This is a genomic window from Rossellomorea sp. GQ25 (genome assembly GCF_059758515.1).
The window spans coordinates 361,115-380,186 of sequence record NZ_JCAXEQ010000005.1; the positions used below are offsets into that span (position 1 = coordinate 361,115).

Consider the following 19,072-nt stretch of genomic DNA (forward strand, 5'->3'; position numbering starts at 1 on the left):
ACAGTCTTTAGCATCATACCAAATTTATCTCCACTTATAAAATATACGTCATTAAAAAAGGCTCAAAGGAGAACTCCTTCAAACCTTTCCATCATTCCACCAGCTTCCCGCAATGGGGACAAAGAGATTTTTGATAATCGTTTGAGATCTTTTTGTGACAATGATTGCATGTCTTCACGTACTCAGGCTGATCAAATAAATCCTCAGACATCCCATACCCGCTCTTAAAGGTCGTCCTCATAAGACGGACTAATAATCCGATGATCACACCTGTAATAAGGAGTGCCCAAATCATTTTGCTCCCGCTTTTTCAAAAATTTCACCGTAGTCTAGATCGACGATTGGTTCATCATGAATCAATCTGTCCCTGATCTGAGAAAGAAGCGACTCCTCGACCACAGATAAATTCTCAATATCCCATTTTTTATGAAAAACAGAATACAGTGTTAAATCCCTGAGCAGTAGGAAATGGGGGATTTCGACCACCCACTCTTCCTCTAAATCACACTCCGTCAAATATCCTTTTAAAAATGAGACGAGAAACCTTCCGCCAAATTGACTGCGGATATCTAAGTTCTCATTACGAAGCTTCCACCATACGGAATAGTAAAGAGGAATGGCCACGTCACTTATAAAAAAGAACTGTGTACTATCGTCAAAGTCAAACACATGAAGATCACCCTCATGGTAAAAAAAATTCCCTGGATGGATGTCTGAGTGAATCAGGCCAAAAGTATCTTTGCTTTCCACAAAGCTTCTAATCGTCTCCATGTTTTTTTGAGCAACTTCAAGTATGTACCTGTCTTCCACAGGTAAATATTTCTTATATTCCAGTACATCGTCCTGATCCCAGCGATGGCGGTTGCCATCCAGTCCGTATCCCTTTGTTACCTGGTGCATACGCCCTGTCAATTGCCCCCATTTATAAAACAGTTCACCATCGAACAACGGATCCGTTACTTTTACGGGATTGCCTGGAGCTTTATCAAACAAACACACATAGAAATATGTGTCTCCTGCTTGAATAACTTCCACAAGCTTCCCTTTATTAGAAAGATTGACTAACGAGACATTCACTTCATTTTCATGTAAGTAGTTCATCCATTTCAGCTCAGCTTCCACTTCACTTTGTGATCGATGAGAACTGTGAGTGAGGCGGAGAATGTAAGGGACGCCTCCCTTATGAACCTCATACACATAATTTTCAAAGTCTCCTAGCTTCTTCGCTTGAGCAGTATTACAGCCATATCTTGAGGCAGCTTCAACCAATAGTTTCTCTGTAAAAAGTTCTTCTATCCACTTTTCCATCGTACCTTCTCCTACTCTATTTCAGAATTGATTTCTTATCTCAAAAGGGCCACTTGGTAGGGAAACAGCTCTGCTGTCATGATTCCTTCTTTCACCGCAGGATCCTCATTCATAAAAGTTTGTGCCTTCTCTTCATCCTCCGCTTCATAGACAACCATTCCAACAGCATTTTCTTCTTCGTTTAATGTTCTTCCGGCAAGGATCACCACTCCGGATTCCGTGAATTCTTTCACTCTGGAAGTGATGTGGAACGATGTCTTCATCCTCGGTTGTCCAATTGTCTTCTTTATGTAAACGCGGGATAAGCTTTCATACATAGATAAATTCCATCTTTTTTGAATCTCCTTCTCACTATAAATACGACTTCTCTTACCGGGATTCCTTCATAATTAAGACTGTTTCGTAAGAAGTGGCTGATTTCCGCCCCGATCAACTTTTTTGCTTCCACATGGCCCCTATTGGTTAAAACTTGAAAAAGCTATTGAATTCTACTCAACAGCTTTCTGAGAATATATTGATAATGAACAATGACTCTTTTATTAACTGCCATTGACCTTATGATTTCATCTTCCAAATCAAGGGAGAAAATTCTGTTTAATTAAAAAAATGAGGATATGTATGAATATCAGATGTTTTCACGATATGAATTTCCTTTCTTACATTGATGGAAGCATAGAATACCTCATTGATTGCCGTGAATCCCACTTTTCGCATTTCATCCCGAACCCATTTTTCCTCCACGTTTAATTTATCTAATACACCCGTATGCAATACGCCATCTACAATAAGAGGAAATGCAAGGCTCGTCCGCTTCATCACTCCCGCATCCTCCACTGTAACCGTTTGTTTCGGGGGAATCTTATGAATCGATAAACTTCCATTCGATTCAATGATTCCAATCTCCACATCTTGCAATGAGAAGACTTCTTTCTCCCGAAGAAGCATCAGGATATTATCAATCGTATAACCGGTTTTCTTTAAGTCTTGTTTTAGAACCTGACCGTTTTCAATCACGACAGTAGGCTCAAAGGAAAGCAGTTTGCCTACTTTTCTTGAGGAGACTTTCATTTTGGTCAAGATCTTTTGTAATATGCCGATTAGAATCATTGCGACGATGGTATGGATATGTTTGATATCAGGATCCGCAATATCCGCACCTACAACGGAACCAAACACGAGGACCACTAAAAAATCAAATACCGGCAACTCCCCAATGGAACGTTTCCCCATATATAATGTGACAAAAATCATAAATGGAAGTATCGTAAAGATTCTTAAAACCACGATACCTAAGTCTTTAAAATCAACCATGAGCTATTCAAATCCTTTTTGATTCTGATAGGGATAGTTTCCCCTATCACAGAACAAACATGAAGGTTGTTTGCATATAAATTAAAAGAACCAACCGAATAGGCTGGTTCTTTTACTCATTTATCTTCTGGAATGTAATGTCCTTTTCCCTCATCAAATACTGCAAAGCTGTCCGGAATGTTAGGAAGCTTTTGATTCCATGAAGCTCTCTCACTCCTGAATTAATCATCACTTGAGTAAGAGCAGGGGTAAATCCGACGAAGAGGGTTTCGATTCCCATTAATCCAATTGCCTTGACCATGTTATGGATATATGTGCCGAAGATGTCCATTTCCCCGATTTCTTTTTCTGATATGGCTGAGAAGTCAACAATGATTGTGTTGATGTCCTCACCGTACGAGACGTCTAATATTCTTGGAAATGATCTTTTCAAAACGTTCCGGACTAAGTCTGCCAGTAATGGGAATCAAGATGGTTTCCGGGACGATGGATGGGATAATAGGTGCTGAGATATCCATGATCAGCTGTTCTGATTGAACCAGCTGTTCTTTTAATTCTTTAATTTCATTTTTTAGTTGTTGAATTTCTTGATTTTCATCCGTCATGATAAACCTCACCGCTTATAGAATGTTTTTAATAGTACCTCTCTCTATTCTAGCACTATGAATGCAGAATAACCTATATTTTCATATGTAAGTAGATAAGTGGATGACAGTGAAAAACCAGCCTTATCGGCTGGTTTTTCTCAAGCGAAAGCTTTTTCCTGCTCCTTGTGAAAGAAACTTTTCATGGCATGGAATACATCGGCTTTTTGTTTGAGAATGTAGTAACGGAAATCGTCGTTTTTAATATTCTTGTAGGCTGACATCAAGGTGGAGTGACGGTTATACTGGTTCACTTCCCCGTATCCGAACATGCTGGATACTTTCATTAATTCTTCTACAAGCTTGACGCATCGGACGTTATCAGACGTCAGGTTATCTCCATCAGAGAAATGGAACGGATAAATATTATAGCGGCTTGGAGCGTACTTTCCATCGATGAGCTCTAACGCTTTGCGATAAGCAGATGAACAGATGGTTCCTCCGCTTTCTCCTTTCGAGAAGAAGTGTTCTTCTGATACCACTTTTGCCTCTGTATGATGTGCGATGAATTCAATTTCTACGGTTTCATATTTTGTTCTTAAAAAACGTGTCATCCAGAAGAAAAAGCTTCTTGCCATATATTTCTCCCATACTCCCATGGATCCACTTGTATCCATCATAGCCAAAACGACTGCTTTGGATTCAGGCTTTAATACTTCATTCCATGTTCTGAACTTCAAGTCTTCAGTATATATCGGATGAAAGCTTGGTGCTCCTTTCATGGCATTCCTCTTAAAGGCAGACATCATTGTCTTCTTTTTATCTATATTCCCCATTAGGCCTGTTTTACGGATATCGTTGAATTCAATGTGCTCGACAGTTTGAACATCTTGCTCCTTCTTCTTTAGGTTCGGAAGTTCCAATTGGCTAAATAAGGCTTCTTCAAGCTCAAGCATCGATACTTCTGCTTCATAGTAATCTTCACCGGCTTTATCTCCGGCCCCTCGACCTTTTCCAGGACCCTGCTGCTGTGGTGAGCCGTCTCTTGCAATGACATCTCCTACCTGACTCTCGCCGTCACCTTGCCCAACATGTTTATTCTTATCATAGTTGTAACGAATTTTATATTCATCTAAAGAACGAATCGGGATCTTGACGACGTCTCGACCATTGGACATGACAATGTTTTCTTCCGTAATCAAATCAGGTAAGTTGTTTCGAATCGCATCCTGTACTTTCTCTTGATGTCTCTGTTGATCATCGTGACCTTTGCGGTGGAGGGCCCAATCTTCCTTGGAAATGACAAACTGATGATTATCCATTTGACTCAAATTATTCCCCTCCTTAAAGTTTTTTCACATTTTTTCATTCTCCTGCATACACTATGTTGACTGTCTAAACTGCATATATCCCATGAAGTGAATCGGGGATTACTCTATCCTATGCAGAAGTATCGATAAATTTACAAATAATTTCGACAATTGAACGTTCTTTTAAGGTTGGACGAGCCTATTTTTCTGACAGGTTGTTTGGAAGTTCATGAATGTAAGATGGTTATTGAAAATTGGTCATTTTTCAGGAAGAAAGCTAAATTTCTTCAAGTCCACCATTCTCCCGACGAATTCACCTGTGTTAGTCTTTTATTTTCGCTTAGTTGAGGCGGTTATAGGAGATGTTGACCTATGTTAGGGGTTTATTGCGGCGCTTTCGGGGTGTCTTGCGGCATATTGTGAACGTCAATAATTGTTATAATTAAATACAACGTTCTTAGCATATTACGATATCAGCCAAAAAAATAACCAGGCAGATTCACCTGATTAAGCTTCTTCTTCATATTGAGCCGGGTCTGATACTCGATTGTGTATCTTTAATTCGCCACTGGAACGTAATTTTTCCATCTGCTTCCCTAGCTTAATGACTTCCTCCATATTGGAGGCCATGCTTCCGTTAAGAGGTTCTGCTTCTTCTCGACGATGAGGTTTAGAAGACATCCTCTTCACCCACTTTCATTTAAGATAATGGGCCCAGCTCTCTATCTATAGACTATTACATTCAGAGTTTTCCGTCAACTATTCCTTGTCTTTTTCTTTATATTGAACAGGATCCGGCTGCTTTTTGTCCTCTTTCAGCTCTTCATTCGTTCTTAGCTTGTCCACTTGTTTTCCCAGCTGTTCCATCTCTTCCATATCAGATGCCATGGAGCCATTTTCAGGTTCATAGTTTTTATCTAGTTCATATTCGTTTTTGCTCATTTCTTTCACCTCTTGGCTACTACTTTCCCCTTTACCAGAAAAAATAAACCACATAGAAAAATCGGGAGGTGTGTTTGGCACCTCCCGATTTCACTTCTATTAACGGTTCAACAGGCTGCCCACATAGCGCAATAATTCGTTGGCGGATGTTGAGTTGTAGCCGTGTTCATCGATGAGGCGGGCAACCACTTCGTTGACTTTCTTCAGCTGCTGTTCGTCTGGCGTTTTCGATGATGTCGTGATTTTCACAACGTCCTTCAAGTCAGCGAATAGCTTCTTCTGAATGGCTTCTCTCAAGCGATCATGTGAATTGTAGTCGAAACGCTTCCCTTTACGGGCATAGGCAGAGATACGGATCAAAATCTCTTCACGGAATGCCTTCTTCGCATTTTCAGAAATGCCGATTTGCTCTTCAATGGAACGCATCAGCTTTTCATCCGGATTGATTTCTTCACCGGTTAATGGATCATGAAGCTTTGCCTTATTGCAGTAAGCTTCAACGTTATCAAGATAGTTATCCATAAGCGTTTTCGCAGACTCTTCATATGAGTACACGAAGGCTTTTTGAACTTCTTTCTTGGCGATATCATCGTATTCCTTACGAGCAAGGGAGATAAAGTTCAAGTACTTATCACGAAGTTCATTCGTAATCGATGGATGTTGATCCAGTCCTTCTTTCAATGCCCGAAGAACGTCTAACGCGTTAATGGTCGGTATCTCTTTTCGAATGATTGTAGACGAGATTCGGTTAATGACATAGCGCGGATCGATTCCGCTCATTCCTTCATCCTGGTATTCCTTCTTCATTTCATCCACATCTGCGGAGTTAAAGCCTTCGACATTTTCACCGTCGTACAAGCGCATTTTCTTGATCAAATCAATATCCCCGCGCTTTGGTTCTTTCAATCTGGTCAAAATGGTGAACATCGCCGCTACCCGTAACGTATGGGGAGCCACGTGAACATTGGACACATCACTTTCATTGATCATTTTTTCATATATTTTCTCTTCTTGGGTGACCTTCAGGTTATAAGGAACCGGCATAACGATGATACGTGAGTGTAAGGCTTCATTCTTTTTATTTGAAATGAAGGATCGATACTCGGTTTCATTTGTATGGGCCACAATCAGCTCATCCGCCGAAATCAATGCAAACCGCCCTGCCTTGAAGTTTCCTTCCTGAGTAAGGGATAATAAGTGCCATAAGAACTTTTCATCACACTTCAGCATTTCCTGGAATTCCATCAATCCACGGTTTGCTTTATTTAATTCCCCATCAAATCGGTAAGCCCTCGGATCGGATTCAGAACCAAATTCGGCAATCGTGGAGAAGTCGATACTTCCTGTTAAATCGGCAATATCCTGTGACTTTGGATCGGATGGACTGAAAGTACCAATTCCGACACGTTTATCTTCAGAGAAAAAGACTCTTTCGACTTGAACGTCTTCAATGCGGCCATGATATTCTTTCTCCAAGCGCATAGTATTTAACGGAGAGAGATTTCCTTCAATGCGAATGCCATATTCGTTGTAAAAATCTTCACGTAAATGTTGAGGAATCAGATGCAATGGATCTTCGTGCATCGGGCAGCCTTTGATTGAAAAGACGCCTCCTCTTTCAGTCCGGGAATATTGCTCCAGCCCGCGTTTCAGCATGGAAACAAGGGTTGATTTCCCTCCACTGACTGGCCCCATCAGTAACAAAATTCTCTTCCTTACATCTAATCGTTTCGCAGCAGGATGAAAGTATTCTTCAACGAGTCTTTCCAGCGCCTCTTCTAAGCCAAATAATTGATTGCTGAAGAATTTATACTTTCTTTTCCCCTCGACCTCTTCAACTCCGGCATCCTTAATCATATTAAAGACTCTTGAATGAGCGGATTGCCCAACCCAAGGCTTCTCTTTCAGCAGGTCTAAATACTGAGCAAACGTCCCTTCCCATTTCAGTTTCTCTTCTTCTTCTCGGTAATGTTCGATTTTTTTTAAAATATCCATAAGGACCTCCCCCTGTCGCTTAATGAGAGACGATTAATATACTGTATGCGCTTGTTCACCTGAACATGTTAACAAGATATATTTATTACAGACAAAGGTTCAGTATTCACGGGAAACAGCAGGACCTGCCCTGTGGAATAAAAGGGTTTCATTTTCAATTCATCAAGATGCCACAGATTCAGTAAAAAAATAACCGATTTCATTCACATCAAATAAAAAATAGGCTATACTAAAGACAGACTGTGGAATAAGTGAAACTGGGAGGTTACCAAACATGGGTACTATAATGATTATAGGTGTATCTTTAGCGTTCTTAGTAGCGATTTTCACTGCTGGATATAATGATAAACCCGGCTCCAACTAATTCATAAACTAAAAAAACTGGCCAAGGCCAGTTTTTTTAGTTATTACGCCATATTAAATTAAGACCAATCACCACAACCGTCCCGACAATCAAACCATTACTCATTACAATTTGTAGCGAACTCTGAAGATCTCTGAAAAGATCCGGAGATTGAAAAAATAGACTCGTGCCACCCAAAAGTGAAATACCAATGATCGATAACTCCCTTTGCTTCAACTCCATCGAAGTAATCTTCTTTAACGAAATGATAAACATATTCACAATTGTTGAAAGCAGCGCTGCACTTGCGACGGCTACAGGCAAAGTGGACACTACATGCACCACTTGTGGCATAAAGGATATGAGTAATAAACTGCCTGCTGCTATAAGAAATGGCAGACCACTTCTTTGTTTAGTCGTTTGTACGAAACCGGATGTAACCGGCAAGGGCACAATGGCAAGAGCAGAAAAAATGGACGATAACCAATGATTGATTCCTCCAACGACAAACCCTCTTCTTATACTGTCTTGTTTATTGATCTTCTCTCCATCATATACCTCATACATCGAATCAATGGCTGCAATATTGTTTAGAATCAGGGTAAAAGAAAACAGAATAGTCGCAGTGATGATGCTACCATTGATTGCAGGTGGTCCCCATGAAAATAGTGCTGGTAAATCTACACTATTAAGATCCCTCTGTCCAATAGGGTTAGAAGCCCCACCGAACATGGCGAACACAACCCAGCCAACAATGATGCCGATCAAGAGTGAAAACTGCTTTCCCCATCCTTTTGCTTTAATTGACAGAACCACAATAAAGATAAAAACGAAAATGGCAAGCATCGTCAGTTTCCAATCAACGTTCCCTTCTTCTTGAACGATCATCCCCTTAAAAAAGATGCCACTAAGCTGAATCGCAAGAAGAAACAAAAAAACACCTGAAACTAAAGGTGGAAATACTCTTTGGTAAAATGATTTGTTTTTCACTAATCCCATAAGGATCAGAATACATCCTGCTAAAGCAAGTGATCCCATGCCAAGGGATAGTGATTCTTCAACTGAAAGACCAATTTGCTTAGAAAAGGCTGCCAAAATAACAAACACACTTACCCAGGATCCAGCTGGTCCTTCAATAATCGGAAGGGAATGTCCAATTACTATCTGAAGAATGGAGCCGAGAGCAACCAGGAAAAGCGTTCTTTGCATTAACCCTGATATCTCTATTTCACTTAATCCAAACACACTACCAATCACAATCGGAAGAGCAATGGACGTTCCAATCAAAAACATGAGCCATTGAAAACTTTGCAGGGCTATTCTTACGGACTGCCCTTTGTATTTCATGATACTTTGCCTGCTCCGGCTTTAAGCAGCATCTCCCCAATTTTATCAAATCCTCTTTCCCTGGCATGCTCAATTGGTGATTTTCCTTCCTGATCAGGAATCGTTACATCGGCACCATACTCGATTAATGTGGCAATAATCTCTTGATGCACCTTTCCTCCATCACTCAATACAATGGCTTCCATCAAGGCCGTCCAGCCAAGATCATTTACATGATTGATATCGACGTTTGTTTTTTTCAGTAGAAGTTTGACGGTCTCACCGTGGCCTTTTTCCGCAGCTGGAATTAGCGCGGTTCCGCCATATCGATTTACTAAAGCAGGATCTGCTCCTGCTTCGATCGTGAGAAGAAGAATGTCATTCATTCCTTCTGCACCAGCGTACAGGAAGGGATTGTTTTTTAATTCATCCTTTAAATGAATATTAGCTCCCTTATCAATAAGCAAACGAACCATATCTGGATTATTTTGATACGTCGCAAGCATTACAGGCGTTCTACCGAGGGCATCCTGTTGATTAATATCGGCACCTTCATCAATTAACGTTTCTACCTCTTCAATATATCCTTCTTTTATATAGGTGAAAATCACTTCTTTTTCCTCCTCTTGAGCATTAAACGAACATCCCGCTAGAGTACTGATAAAGATAGCAATGAGCATCTTCTTCATTTTCACTCCCCCTAACAACTTTTAGGGTAACATGGCTTGATATATATGGATAATATCTATTAAATTGTATTATTATATATTAATCGTATAAGAGAGGTGATTACCATGCTGGACATTAAACAACTGCGCTACTTCATGGCGATTGTGGAAGAAAAAACAATACTGGCTGCAGCAAAGCGACTACATATGTCTCAGCCTCCCCTAAGTCAGCAACTGCGCACGATGGAAGAGGATCTCGGTGTGAGCTTGTTTTACCGGAGGGGGAGGAAACTGTTGATTACAGAGGCAGGTAGAGCCCTTTATCAGCATGCTTATCAGATGATCAAGCTGCTGGAGGCTGCAGAAGCTGAAGTGAAAGAAATTGGTTCCGGAGAAAAAGGCAAGCTGAGGATTGGTGTAAATACATTATCTGACATTGATTTACCAAATATTTTAACAGAGTATGAAAAGAACTTCCCGAACATCACCTATAATATTCATCAAAACGAATCTTCACAGCTCATTCATCTTTTAGAATTACGGGAGATTGATGCTGCTCTGATTCGACTGCCATTTTCTGCAGACAATATGGCGAAGGTGGTCCTCCAAAATGAGCCCTTTTATTACATTACGAGTGTTCCGACTTCGAGCCATGACACGATTACATTAGAGGATATTGTTCACCACCCATTAATCCTTCCAAGTACACAAAGTTTGGGATTGTACGAAATGATTGTTCAGTCATTTATTTCAATGGGGTTGACGCCAAATGTAAAAGCAGAATGCTCGGATACTGTCCTCCTTGCCAATCTTGTGGAACAAGGATTCGCTTCCTCTATCGTTCCCCATAGTGCTCTGCAGGTATTTAAGTATAAAGATGTTCAACTGTTGGAAATCGAGAACATGAACAACGCAAGCTACGGTATCGTGTGGAAAAAAGACTTCTATTTGCCTAAAACAACGAGGGAGTTTATCCGGTTAGTCACAAAACATTTTCAAGTCGAGCTCCCGGAGATGGATTAGGAAAAAGCCCGAAAAGGATTTGATCCTTTCGGGCTTTTTCTAAGATTCTTTATCTGGACGCAGGGATCTACCTTTTATTAAATCCTTTCTTCTCTATAAATTCCTTCATATACATACGCTTCTTTCCTGAAAGCATGTTGGCCATTTGCTCGGTCCAGCGATCTGATCGTCTACCAGCCGTTCGTGCATGATAATAGGAAGAAATGGTTTCGTCATAACGATCGAGTTCCCTTTTCATGAATCCTTCATCACTTTGGTAGGAATCCTCATGGTAGATGGCTTCCATAGGTAGCCTGGGCTTTACATCAGAATTTCCTTCAGGGAAGCCGACTGCCAGACCGAATAAAGGAATGACCCGATCAGGAAGCTCCAGCAGTTCACTCACTGATTCCAGATCATTTCGGATTCCTCCAATATAGCAAATGCCCATTCCCATCGATTCTGCGGCAATGGACGCATTTTGGGCCGCTAGTGAAGCATCAATCAAAGCCACCATGAATTTCTCCGTACTTTCCAGTGAAGGAATGACATCTGCATTTTCCCACTCACCGATTTTCTCGTGGCGATACAAATCGGCACAGAATACAAAGAAATGACCATTTTCTTCTACATATGATTGTGGACCTGCAAGCTCTGCCAACTTCTTCTTTTTAGCAGGATCCTTCACCCCAATGATTGTATATGCTTGAATATAACTGGACGTACTGGCAGCCTGAGCACTCGAGACAATTGTCCGGACCTGCTCCTCTGTTAATGGCTCATTCTTGAAATGACGAATGGATCGATGCTTAAGAATCGTTTCAATGGTTTCGTTCATTATGTACTCTCTCCTTCACATTCTTTCCCTTAGTATAATCCAAATAAAAAAAGGAATGAAAATCATATGATTCCCATTCCTCGTTTTTTATAAAAGACCCGGATAATTTCTTTGTCTTAATGCTTCATAAATCAGAATCGCCGCTGTATTGGAAAGGTTCAATGAACGGACGTTTTCGTTCATCGGAATGCGCAGGGCACGATCTAAGTTATTTTGGATGATGTCATCCGGCAGTCCGGATGTTTCCCTGCCAAAAATAAAGAAGTAATCCTTCTCTTCCACACTGTAATCAAAGTCAGTGTGAGGGATCTTTCCGTATTTTGTTAAGTAGAAAAATTCACCGCCGTCATTTTTCTCGAAGAACTCTTCAATTGAATCATAGTATACAATGTTTACAAACTGCCAATAATCAAGGCCAGCCCGCTTTAACATTTTATCATCTGTTGAGAACCCGAGTGGACGAATCAAGTGCAGAGTTGTATCTGTTGCTGCACAGGTTCTCGCAATATTCCCTGTATTAGCAGGGATTTCTGGTTGATATAATACAACATGTACTCCCATGTTAATGTCACCTCATTCATAAAACTCTAAGTGACATTATACCATTTCCTCCCCATAGAACAAGACTTAGCCGTCATCTACTATTGTAAAAAATCTATATTTGATATTGGGTGTATAAGCAGTCGAGTCCTCATACTTCCAATATCGCATTCTGCTGTTGAACGTATGGGCATTCACGAGAGGCTCTCCTGCAGCATCTTTACCAGTCACGATTGTTGTATGGTCAAAACGCCCATCCCCTTCGAAGTCATAGCAAATGACGTCCCCAAGGATTAACTCTTTAGCGTCATTCACCTGTCTTCCCCTTAACCCGACCGTCGAGTTCGGGATGTACCATCTCATTGAATTTGCCACCGTCCAGCTATAGCTCCAGTTCTGATTTCTCATCCACCAGCCCTTCCCCTTCGCCGGATATCCACGCATAGGAGCATCCCCTGCATAGAGGCACTGTGAAATATAATTCGTGCAATCATTCTCAAATTTCTTAAATGCTGGGTTATAGCTGTTCCACCACCGTTCAGCATACTGCACCGCACTCAGACGATCATATTGATACACCACTCTAACCTCTTTCTCGTTAGAGGTAGAAGTCTCTTCATGTACGACATTCTCTCCATATTGAATCGGAATCTCGCCGTCTTCATAGATTTTATCCTTATAAAAGGCTGCATGCCGATTCTCTACTTCTTCTTCTAAATAAAGAAGATCGCCCTGCTTAATAAGATATTTATAGTGAACATCATATAAAATGATTTGCGTTTCATTTAGCTGAGGTGTCACGCTTTGGATTTTCCCTGCTGCATCCACCTTTACAATTTCTGCATTTCGCTGAAGACAAGATTCCTTCTTTCTTCTCACTTTGTCACTGTGATAGTCTGACTGACTACGAGAGGTATATTCATCAATCACATGTTGGACCTTTTCCATTAACAGCTTTCTGATCATTGTCTTCCCTCCTCCCTAATTGTTATGCGGGGAAGGGACTGTTCAAAACAAAAAAGGATAAACTCAGGTGAATTTGTGAGTTTATCCTTTTGAACTATTTGGTTATCAGGTTAAGGCCGTTTTGAATTTCGCTTAGTACATCGTCATCTGTTTCTACTTTCTGCTGTCTCAGTAATGCCTGTTGTGCTTGTTCTCCGCCGATTTTGCCCAAGGCCCAGGCGGATGTCCCTCGAATGACGGGCCGCACATCTTTTTTCATCACATCAATCAGATCGTCAATGGCTGTTATATCCTTATAATGGGCGAGTGCGATGATCGCGTTTCGCTGAATCGGCTTCTTACCTCTCCATGAACCGGATACATGACCGTACTTTTCTTTAAACTCACGGTTACTGATCGTTAAAAGCGGCTTTAATAGTGGCTTTGCGATTTCTGGATCTGGCTCCATCTCTTCGTGAAAATGAAAGTTCATGCCCTTATTTTCAGGACATACAGTTTGGCAGGTGTCACATCCATAAAGACGGTTCCCAAGCTTTACCCGGTACTCATCCGCAAGAAAGCCCTTTGTCTGCGTCAAAAAGGCAATGCATTTCTGAGCATCCAGCTGTCCACCTTCTATAAGTGCTCCCGTTGGACAGACATCCACGCATTTATTGCATGTACCACATTGGTCCTCCATCGGTGAATCAGGGGCAAACGGAAGGTTTGTCACCGTTTCCCCGAGATACACATAGGATCCGAACTCAGGCGTGATAATTGAGCAGTTCTTTCCGCTCCAGCCAATGCCTGCCCGCTCTGCCACCGCACGATCCACAAGTTCACCAGTATCCACCATTGATTTGAAACGTGCTTGTGGAACTCTTGATACGATATATTCTTCCAACTTTGAAAGACGATCCCGAAGCACATGGTGATAATCCGTCCCCCATGATGCCCGGCAAAAGATCCCCCGTCTCTCTCCCCGTTTGCTTTGTGGAGCGCTCTTCATCTTTGAAGGATAGGCAAGGGCAATGGCAATAATCGATTTGGGACTCTCGAAGATTAATGAAGGATCGATCCGCTTCTCAATGTCTTTCTCTTCAAAACCGGATTGATACCCAAGCATTTCCTGACGAAGAAGCCGGTTCTTCATTTCTGAAAATGCACCTGCAGTCGTAAAGCCAATTTTATCAATCCCGATTTCCTTACTATAATCGATGATATCCTGTTTCAACTGATCCATATCCATTGCCCTTTCCTCCTTTCTAACTATAAGATATATTTACAAGCTTATCAGCTTACGTGAAATGGCAACGTGTATTATGATAAACTATTTTAAAACAAATGTGGAGGGAAAATAAGTGGAAATCACGATCGATTCATCCATAACGTCCAAAATCCCTGATTTTAAAGTGGGGTTCATTCAATACCATCATATCGAAGTCGGCGCTTCTCCTCAAATGTTGAAAGGAAGACTTCAGCTGTTCCAGGAATCCATCTTCTTTGATCTTCACGATAAAAATGTGACGGAAGTAGAAGGAATTGCCGCGTGGCGGGACATCTTCAAGAAAACAGGAAAGGACCCGAATCGCTACCGTCATTCTGCCGAAGCCCTTTTTCGCCGGGTTAAAAAACAGAACTACCTGAGCACCATTAACTCAGCCATCGATCTCAACAACTTCTTCTCCCTTCAATACGAAGTACCCATCGGAATCTACGACTGTGCAGGGTTCAAGGGGGATAGCATCGAGTTAAAAGTGGGGGAAACGGGTCAAACCTACATAGGGCTAAACGGCCGGGAAAACTCACTGGAAAACCTGATCGTCGCCTGTGACGGGGACGGACCTTTCGGAAGTCCATTCGTTGACTCAGACCGTGCACCCGTCGGCGAAGAAACCAAAAATGCCATTCAAATCATCTTTCTTAAGCCTTCCCTTTCTATAGAAGAAAGCGGGAAACTCACGAAATCGTTAATGGATATGTTTATCGGGATTCATGGTGGGGAAGGTTCATTTGAAGTGGTGGGTGGATAGTTGTTTCTGCAGGATCCCTGGTTGGTGGGATCCTGTTTTAATTTGTCACGCCACTACTCACAAAAAAAGAGAGCCCAATGGACTCCCTCCTTATAAAACCTACACCCACCACATATCCGATGGCTGCTCTTCAATCAAGATCGACTTTAAATTCTTCACGGCACGCCCGAAGCCTTCTTCAATCGACATGATCGGATCCTCGTGCTCGATGCTTACAACATAATCATATCCGAATGTGCGCAGTGCACTCATCATATCTGACCACTCCTGTAAGCCATGTCCACAGCCTACTGAACGGAAGGACCACGCTCTTGTTTGGATGTTTCCGTATGGCTGCATATCTGTCAGACCGTACATGTTGACGTTGTCTTGATCGATATACGTATCTTTCGCGTGGAAATGGTGAATCGCATTTTCTTTACCCAGGATTTTAATCGCAGCAACCGGATCGATTCCTTGCCACCACAGGTGACTGGGATCAAGGTTTGCACCGATTGCATCACATGTTTCTTCACGAAGCTTCAATAACGTATACGGAGTATGTACAAGGAAACCTCCGTGCAGCTCAAGACCGATTTTCACGTTATGATCCTCTGCAAGCTTCCCTATCTCTTTCCAATAAGGAATCAACTTTTCTTCCCATTGCCATTTGAGAATATCCCCATATTCATTCGGCCAAGGGGAGACAGGCCAGTTCGGATGCTTTGCCCCTTCATGGTCGCCTGCTGTTCCAGAAAAACAGTTAACAACCGGTACATTCATCAAGCTTGCGAGCTTTATCGTTTTCTGAAGTGCCACATGGGATTCTTCCGCAAATGCTGCATCAGGCGAGATCGGATTTCCGTGACAGCTGAAGGCACTGATTTCCAATCCTCTTGATGTTACTTTCTCTAAGTATTCATTTCTCTTTTCTTCGCTTTCTAAAAGGGCGTCCAGGTCACAGTGAGCATTTCCAGGATATCCTCCCGTGCCGATTTCGACTGCGTGAAGCCCGGCTTCTTTTACATAATCAAGCATTTCATCAAGATTTTTTTGTGAAAATAATACAGTAAATACGCCTAATTTCATTTGTGCTTCCTCCTATTTCAATCGGATACTTTGTCCGGTTTCACTGCTTTTATAGATGGCATCAATTATTTGAGACACTTGCTTAGATTCCTGGGGCTTCACAACCAGCGCCTCTAAACCGAGACAGCTATTGATAAAGTTCTGGGCTTGTGGAAGACTTGGATCATCTTCACCGGGAACCCAATCCGCTTCACTATTCAGAAGCATGCCGTGTTTCATTTGGTTCATTTGGAACGGGAATAAATCGATTCCTCCGGTTTGCCCTGAAATGCTCATGCTTTCTTCATCGCTATTGACGTTTGCAGACCAAGACGTTTCGAAGAGCATGGATGCACCGTTATCGAACTTGATATAAGCCGTTACATGGTCATCGACTTCAAATTTCTCTTTATCAAAGTCTCCCCACTGATTCACTTGATCTGGCATTCTACTAAGCTTGTTATAGGTCGTCCCTGTTACCTCAACAGGTGCCGGGTTCCCAAGAAGCCATAGGGATAAATCCAGAAAGTGACATCCGTAGTCGATTAAGCTGCCACCGCCTTGTAGCTCCTTGTTGGTAAACACTCCCCAGCCAGGGACTTTGCGGCGACGGATTGCTCTTGCCCTTGCCACCATTGGTTCGCCAATTTCATCTTCCCTAATCACTCGCTTCGCAGCACGTGAGTCCTTCATAAAACGATAATGATAAGCGATAGCTAGAACCTTCCCTGACTCTTCGGCAGCTTCGATCATCATTTCGCATTCTTCAGGAGTCATGGCCATCGGTTTCTCACAAAACACATGCAGACCCGCTTTGAGCGCTGCAATCGTAATTTCCGCATGAAATTTATTCGGAGTACAGATCGTCACAGCATCCACATGCTCGAACATGTCCCGATAATCACTGAACACGTTAGGAATGTTAAAGGTTTCTGCCACGGTTTGAGCAGTGACAGGATTGATATCATTGATCGCTTCAATGGATACAGAGTCTGATAGTTTTATAAAAGTAGGAATGTGACGCGTTTGGGCAATGCCCCCAACGCCGATCACTCCCATCCGAAGTTTGGTCATTGCTCGTATTCACCTCTATTACAGTTTTACGATTCGTTTTGTTTCACTTGATTCCAGAGCTGATAAAACCACCTCTAACGATTTCTTTCCTTCTTCACCCGTAACAGGAGGCTCTGCATTATGAAGGATGCTGTGAACAAATTGATCGATCACACGGGAATTCGCCTGGCCGCCCTCGTCATTTGTTTGAATGCCGCCAAGCTCATACTTCACTACTTCTCCCGTTACGTATTGAACGATAAGAGAGTTCACCGGATCATCCTCTAAACGGAGAATCGCTTTCTCCCCATATATGATTGTAGAGTTATCCTCTTTCGACACATAGGACCAGCTTGCAGCCAGGGTACCTACTGTACCGCTTTCTGTTTTCAATACACAGACAGCCGTATCATCCACATCTGCATTTTCCTTTGCGCTTGTTTCAACAAAGGCACCGACCTCTGCAAATTCTTCGCCTAGGATGTAACGAAGGAGATCGGTTTTGTGAACACCTAGGTCACCCATGGCACCAATGAACGCTTCATCCTTTTTAAAGAACCAGCTATCCTTCCCGTCAGCACTCCAGCCTTCAGGACCACCGTGACCAAATGCAGAACGGAAACTGTAGATTTTACCAACTTCACCACTTTCAATCAGCTGCTTCGCTTTTTGGTGAGAAGGGACAAAACGCTGGTTATGAGCGATCATCAATTTTTTACCGTTTTTAGCAGCGGCATCAATCATGGACTGTGCTTCTTCACTTGAAGTGGCCATAGGCTTTTCACATAATACATGCTTTCCAGCGTTTAGGGCATCGATGGAAATCGGTGCATGCAGGTAGTTGGGTGTACACACACTCACAGCTTCCACTTCAGCGTTTGCCAGTAGTTCTTTATAATTGGTATACGCTTTCGCTCCGACGGCATCGGCCATTTTCCATGCCCGTTCTTCCACGGTGTCACACACCACTACCACTTCTACGTTTTCATTGTTTGCATATTCCGGCAGATGACGATACTGTGCGATGCTTCCACACCCGATAACCCCGATCTTTAATTTACTCATGATTTTTTCCTCCTCTTGTTCTTTAATTTGATCCTTTGATTTCTTCTAACGGCTTTGCGTTTCCGTATACCGGTCTTGCATGATCTACAGGGAATGCCCATTTCACTGCATTGACGATGACCTTCTGAACGTCTTCATTGTAATAGGTTGGATACGTTTCATGTCCTGGACGGAAGTAAAATACTTTTCCGTTACCACGCTGATACGTACACCCGCTTCTAAACACTTCCCCACCTTCGAACCAGCTCACCATCACAAGCTGATCAGGAGTCGGAATGTCAAAATGCTCTCCATACATTTCTTCCTTCTCAAGCTCGATGTATTCCCCTAGCCCCGCTGTAATCGGATGACTTGGATCGACAATCCAGATACGTTCTTTCTCATCAGCTTCCCGCCATTTCAAGTCACAAGAAGTACCCATCAATGTTTTGAAGATTTTAGAGAAATGACCTGAATGAAGTACGATTAACCCCATTCCATCAAGGACACGCTGTTTCACTCTTTCAACTACTTCATCTTTCACTTCATCATGGGCGATATGTCCCCACCATACCAATACGTCTGTACCATCTAAAACTTCCTCTGTTAGTCCGTGCTCACCCTCATCTAATGTGGCCGTTTTCACATTGAATGATGCTTCTCCCAGGAAGGAGGCAATGGCACCATGAATTCCTTCAGGGTACACCTCTCTCACTTTCGGATTCTTCTGTTCATGACGATTTTCATTCCATACCGTAACGTTCAACATTGTAATACCTCCAA

At 42.2% G+C, this 19,072-nt stretch carries 22 protein-coding genes; 2 read left to right on the forward strand and 20 right to left on the reverse strand.

What is annotated here, in order from left to right; translation table 11 throughout:
* Nucleotides 1-91: 91 nt before the first annotated feature.
* The 12 genes from AC6CIB_RS17515 to AC6CIB_RS17570 form a co-directional block, all read right to left on the reverse strand.
* Nucleotides 92-295 (reverse strand): hypothetical protein, encoded by a 204-nt coding sequence (locus tag AC6CIB_RS17515; RefSeq protein ID WP_498282819.1) that lies wholly within the window; start codon nucleotides 293-295, stop codon nucleotides 92-94.
* On the reverse strand, nucleotides 292-1,308 hold the full coding sequence (locus tag AC6CIB_RS17520; RefSeq protein ID WP_498282821.1) for a phosphotransferase enzyme family protein: 1,017 nt from the start codon (nucleotides 1,306-1,308) through the stop codon (nucleotides 292-294). The genes AC6CIB_RS17515 and AC6CIB_RS17520 overlap by 4 nt, the downstream gene beginning before the upstream one ends.
* Nucleotides 1,309-1,343: 35 nt before the next feature.
* A complete protein-coding gene (locus AC6CIB_RS17525; protein ID WP_498282823.1) occupies nucleotides 1,344-1,571 on the reverse strand; it encodes a YciI family protein in 228 nt (75 codons plus the stop codon).
* A gap of 331 nt (nucleotides 1,572-1,902) precedes the next feature.
* Nucleotides 1,903-2,619, reverse strand: coding sequence for a DUF421 domain-containing protein (locus tag AC6CIB_RS17530; protein WP_498282825.1), 717 nt, complete (start codon nucleotides 2,617-2,619; stop codon nucleotides 1,903-1,905).
* A gap of 112 nt (nucleotides 2,620-2,731) precedes the next feature.
* The gene (locus tag AC6CIB_RS17535; RefSeq protein WP_498282827.1) at nucleotides 2,732-3,052 is read right to left on the reverse strand and encodes an STAS domain-containing protein; all 321 of its coding nucleotides are present in this window, start codon (nucleotides 3,050-3,052) and stop codon (nucleotides 2,732-2,734) included.
* Nucleotides 3,009-3,224, reverse strand: coding sequence for a hypothetical protein (locus AC6CIB_RS17540; RefSeq protein ID WP_498282829.1), 216 nt, complete (start codon nucleotides 3,222-3,224; stop codon nucleotides 3,009-3,011). The genes AC6CIB_RS17535 and AC6CIB_RS17540 overlap by 44 nt, the downstream gene beginning before the upstream one ends.
* Nucleotides 3,225-3,364: 140 nt before the next feature.
* Nucleotides 3,365-4,525 carry a sporulation protein YhbH gene (gene yhbH / locus AC6CIB_RS17545; RefSeq protein ID WP_498282901.1) on the reverse strand — a complete coding sequence of 387 codons (1,161 nt, stop codon included), beginning with the start codon at nucleotides 4,523-4,525 and terminating at the stop codon, nucleotides 3,365-3,367.
* Between the two features lie 495 nt (nucleotides 4,526-5,020).
* Nucleotides 5,021-5,194, reverse strand: coding sequence for a hypothetical protein (locus AC6CIB_RS17550; protein WP_149154994.1), 174 nt, complete (start codon nucleotides 5,192-5,194; stop codon nucleotides 5,021-5,023).
* A 78-nt stretch (nucleotides 5,195-5,272) separates the two neighbouring features.
* Entirely contained in the window at nucleotides 5,273-5,455 is a 183-nt protein-coding gene (locus AC6CIB_RS17555; protein ID WP_498282831.1) for a hypothetical protein, read from the reverse strand.
* Nucleotides 5,456-5,554: 99 nt separating this feature from the next.
* Nucleotides 5,555-7,450, reverse strand: coding sequence for a PrkA family serine protein kinase (locus tag AC6CIB_RS17560; protein WP_044337899.1), 1,896 nt, complete (start codon nucleotides 7,448-7,450; stop codon nucleotides 5,555-5,557).
* A gap of 400 nt (nucleotides 7,451-7,850) precedes the next feature.
* The gene (locus AC6CIB_RS17565; protein WP_498282833.1) at nucleotides 7,851-9,140 is read right to left on the reverse strand and encodes a purine/pyrimidine permease; all 1,290 of its coding nucleotides are present in this window, start codon (nucleotides 9,138-9,140) and stop codon (nucleotides 7,851-7,853) included.
* Nucleotides 9,137-9,808 carry an ankyrin repeat domain-containing protein gene (locus AC6CIB_RS17570; RefSeq protein ID WP_498282835.1) on the reverse strand — a complete coding sequence of 224 codons (672 nt, stop codon included), beginning with the start codon at nucleotides 9,806-9,808 and terminating at the stop codon, nucleotides 9,137-9,139. The genes AC6CIB_RS17565 and AC6CIB_RS17570 overlap by 4 nt, the downstream gene beginning before the upstream one ends.
* A gap of 105 nt (nucleotides 9,809-9,913) precedes the next feature.
* Here AC6CIB_RS17570 and AC6CIB_RS17575 point away from each other — a divergent pair, with 105 nt between their 5' ends.
* Nucleotides 9,914-10,810: a LysR family transcriptional regulator gene (locus AC6CIB_RS17575; RefSeq protein WP_498282837.1), complete on the forward strand. Its 897-nt coding sequence runs from the start codon at nucleotides 9,914-9,916 to the stop codon at nucleotides 10,808-10,810.
* Nucleotides 10,811-10,877: 67 nt separating this feature from the next.
* On the opposite strand, the gene nfsA is transcribed toward AC6CIB_RS17575, so the two are convergent.
* The 4 genes from nfsA to queG all read right to left on the reverse strand — a co-directional run bounded on the left by nfsA (nucleotide 10,878) and on the right by queG (nucleotide 14,361).
* Entirely contained in the window at nucleotides 10,878-11,627 is a 750-nt protein-coding gene (gene nfsA, locus AC6CIB_RS17580) for an oxygen-insensitive NADPH nitroreductase (RefSeq protein ID WP_498282839.1), read from the reverse strand.
* An 87-nt stretch (nucleotides 11,628-11,714) separates the two neighbouring features.
* Nucleotides 11,715-12,188 carry a tRNA (uridine(34)/cytosine(34)/5-carboxymethylaminomethyluridine(34)-2'-O)-methyltransferase TrmL gene (trmL, locus tag AC6CIB_RS17585; RefSeq protein ID WP_113971500.1) on the reverse strand — a complete coding sequence of 158 codons (474 nt, stop codon included), beginning with the start codon at nucleotides 12,186-12,188 and terminating at the stop codon, nucleotides 11,715-11,717.
* Between the two features lie 66 nt (nucleotides 12,189-12,254).
* Nucleotides 12,255-13,133 carry an amidase domain-containing protein gene (locus AC6CIB_RS17590; protein WP_498282841.1) on the reverse strand — a complete coding sequence of 293 codons (879 nt, stop codon included), beginning with the start codon at nucleotides 13,131-13,133 and terminating at the stop codon, nucleotides 12,255-12,257.
* A gap of 94 nt (nucleotides 13,134-13,227) precedes the next feature.
* Entirely contained in the window at nucleotides 13,228-14,361 is a 1,134-nt protein-coding gene (gene queG / locus AC6CIB_RS17595) for a tRNA epoxyqueuosine(34) reductase QueG (RefSeq protein ID WP_498282843.1), read from the reverse strand.
* A 112-nt stretch (nucleotides 14,362-14,473) separates the two neighbouring features.
* Here queG and AC6CIB_RS17600 point away from each other — a divergent pair, with 112 nt between their 5' ends.
* On the forward strand, nucleotides 14,474-15,145 hold the full coding sequence (locus AC6CIB_RS17600) for a B3/B4 domain-containing protein (RefSeq protein WP_498282845.1): 672 nt from the start codon (nucleotides 14,474-14,476) through the stop codon (nucleotides 15,143-15,145).
* Nucleotides 15,146-15,244: 99 nt separating this feature from the next.
* Here AC6CIB_RS17600 and AC6CIB_RS17605 read toward each other — a convergent pair whose 3' ends face one another.
* The 4 genes from AC6CIB_RS17605 to AC6CIB_RS17620 are packed head-to-tail and all read right to left on the reverse strand — an operon-like array spanning nucleotide 15,245 to nucleotide 19,058.
* Nucleotides 15,245-16,213 (reverse strand): sugar phosphate isomerase/epimerase family protein, encoded by a 969-nt coding sequence (locus tag AC6CIB_RS17605; protein ID WP_498282847.1) that lies wholly within the window; start codon nucleotides 16,211-16,213, stop codon nucleotides 15,245-15,247.
* A 12-nt stretch (nucleotides 16,214-16,225) separates the two neighbouring features.
* A complete protein-coding gene (locus AC6CIB_RS17610) occupies nucleotides 16,226-17,266 on the reverse strand; it encodes a Gfo/Idh/MocA family protein (protein ID WP_498282849.1) in 1,041 nt (346 codons plus the stop codon).
* A gap of 18 nt (nucleotides 17,267-17,284) precedes the next feature.
* A complete protein-coding gene (locus AC6CIB_RS17615) occupies nucleotides 17,285-18,310 on the reverse strand; it encodes a Gfo/Idh/MocA family protein (RefSeq protein WP_498282851.1) in 1,026 nt (341 codons plus the stop codon).
* Nucleotides 18,311-18,332: 22 nt separating this feature from the next.
* Nucleotides 18,333-19,058, reverse strand: a complete 726-nt coding sequence (locus tag AC6CIB_RS17620; protein WP_498282853.1) for a ThuA domain-containing protein — start codon at nucleotides 19,056-19,058, stop codon at nucleotides 18,333-18,335.
* Nucleotides 19,059-19,072 lie beyond the last annotated feature (14 nt).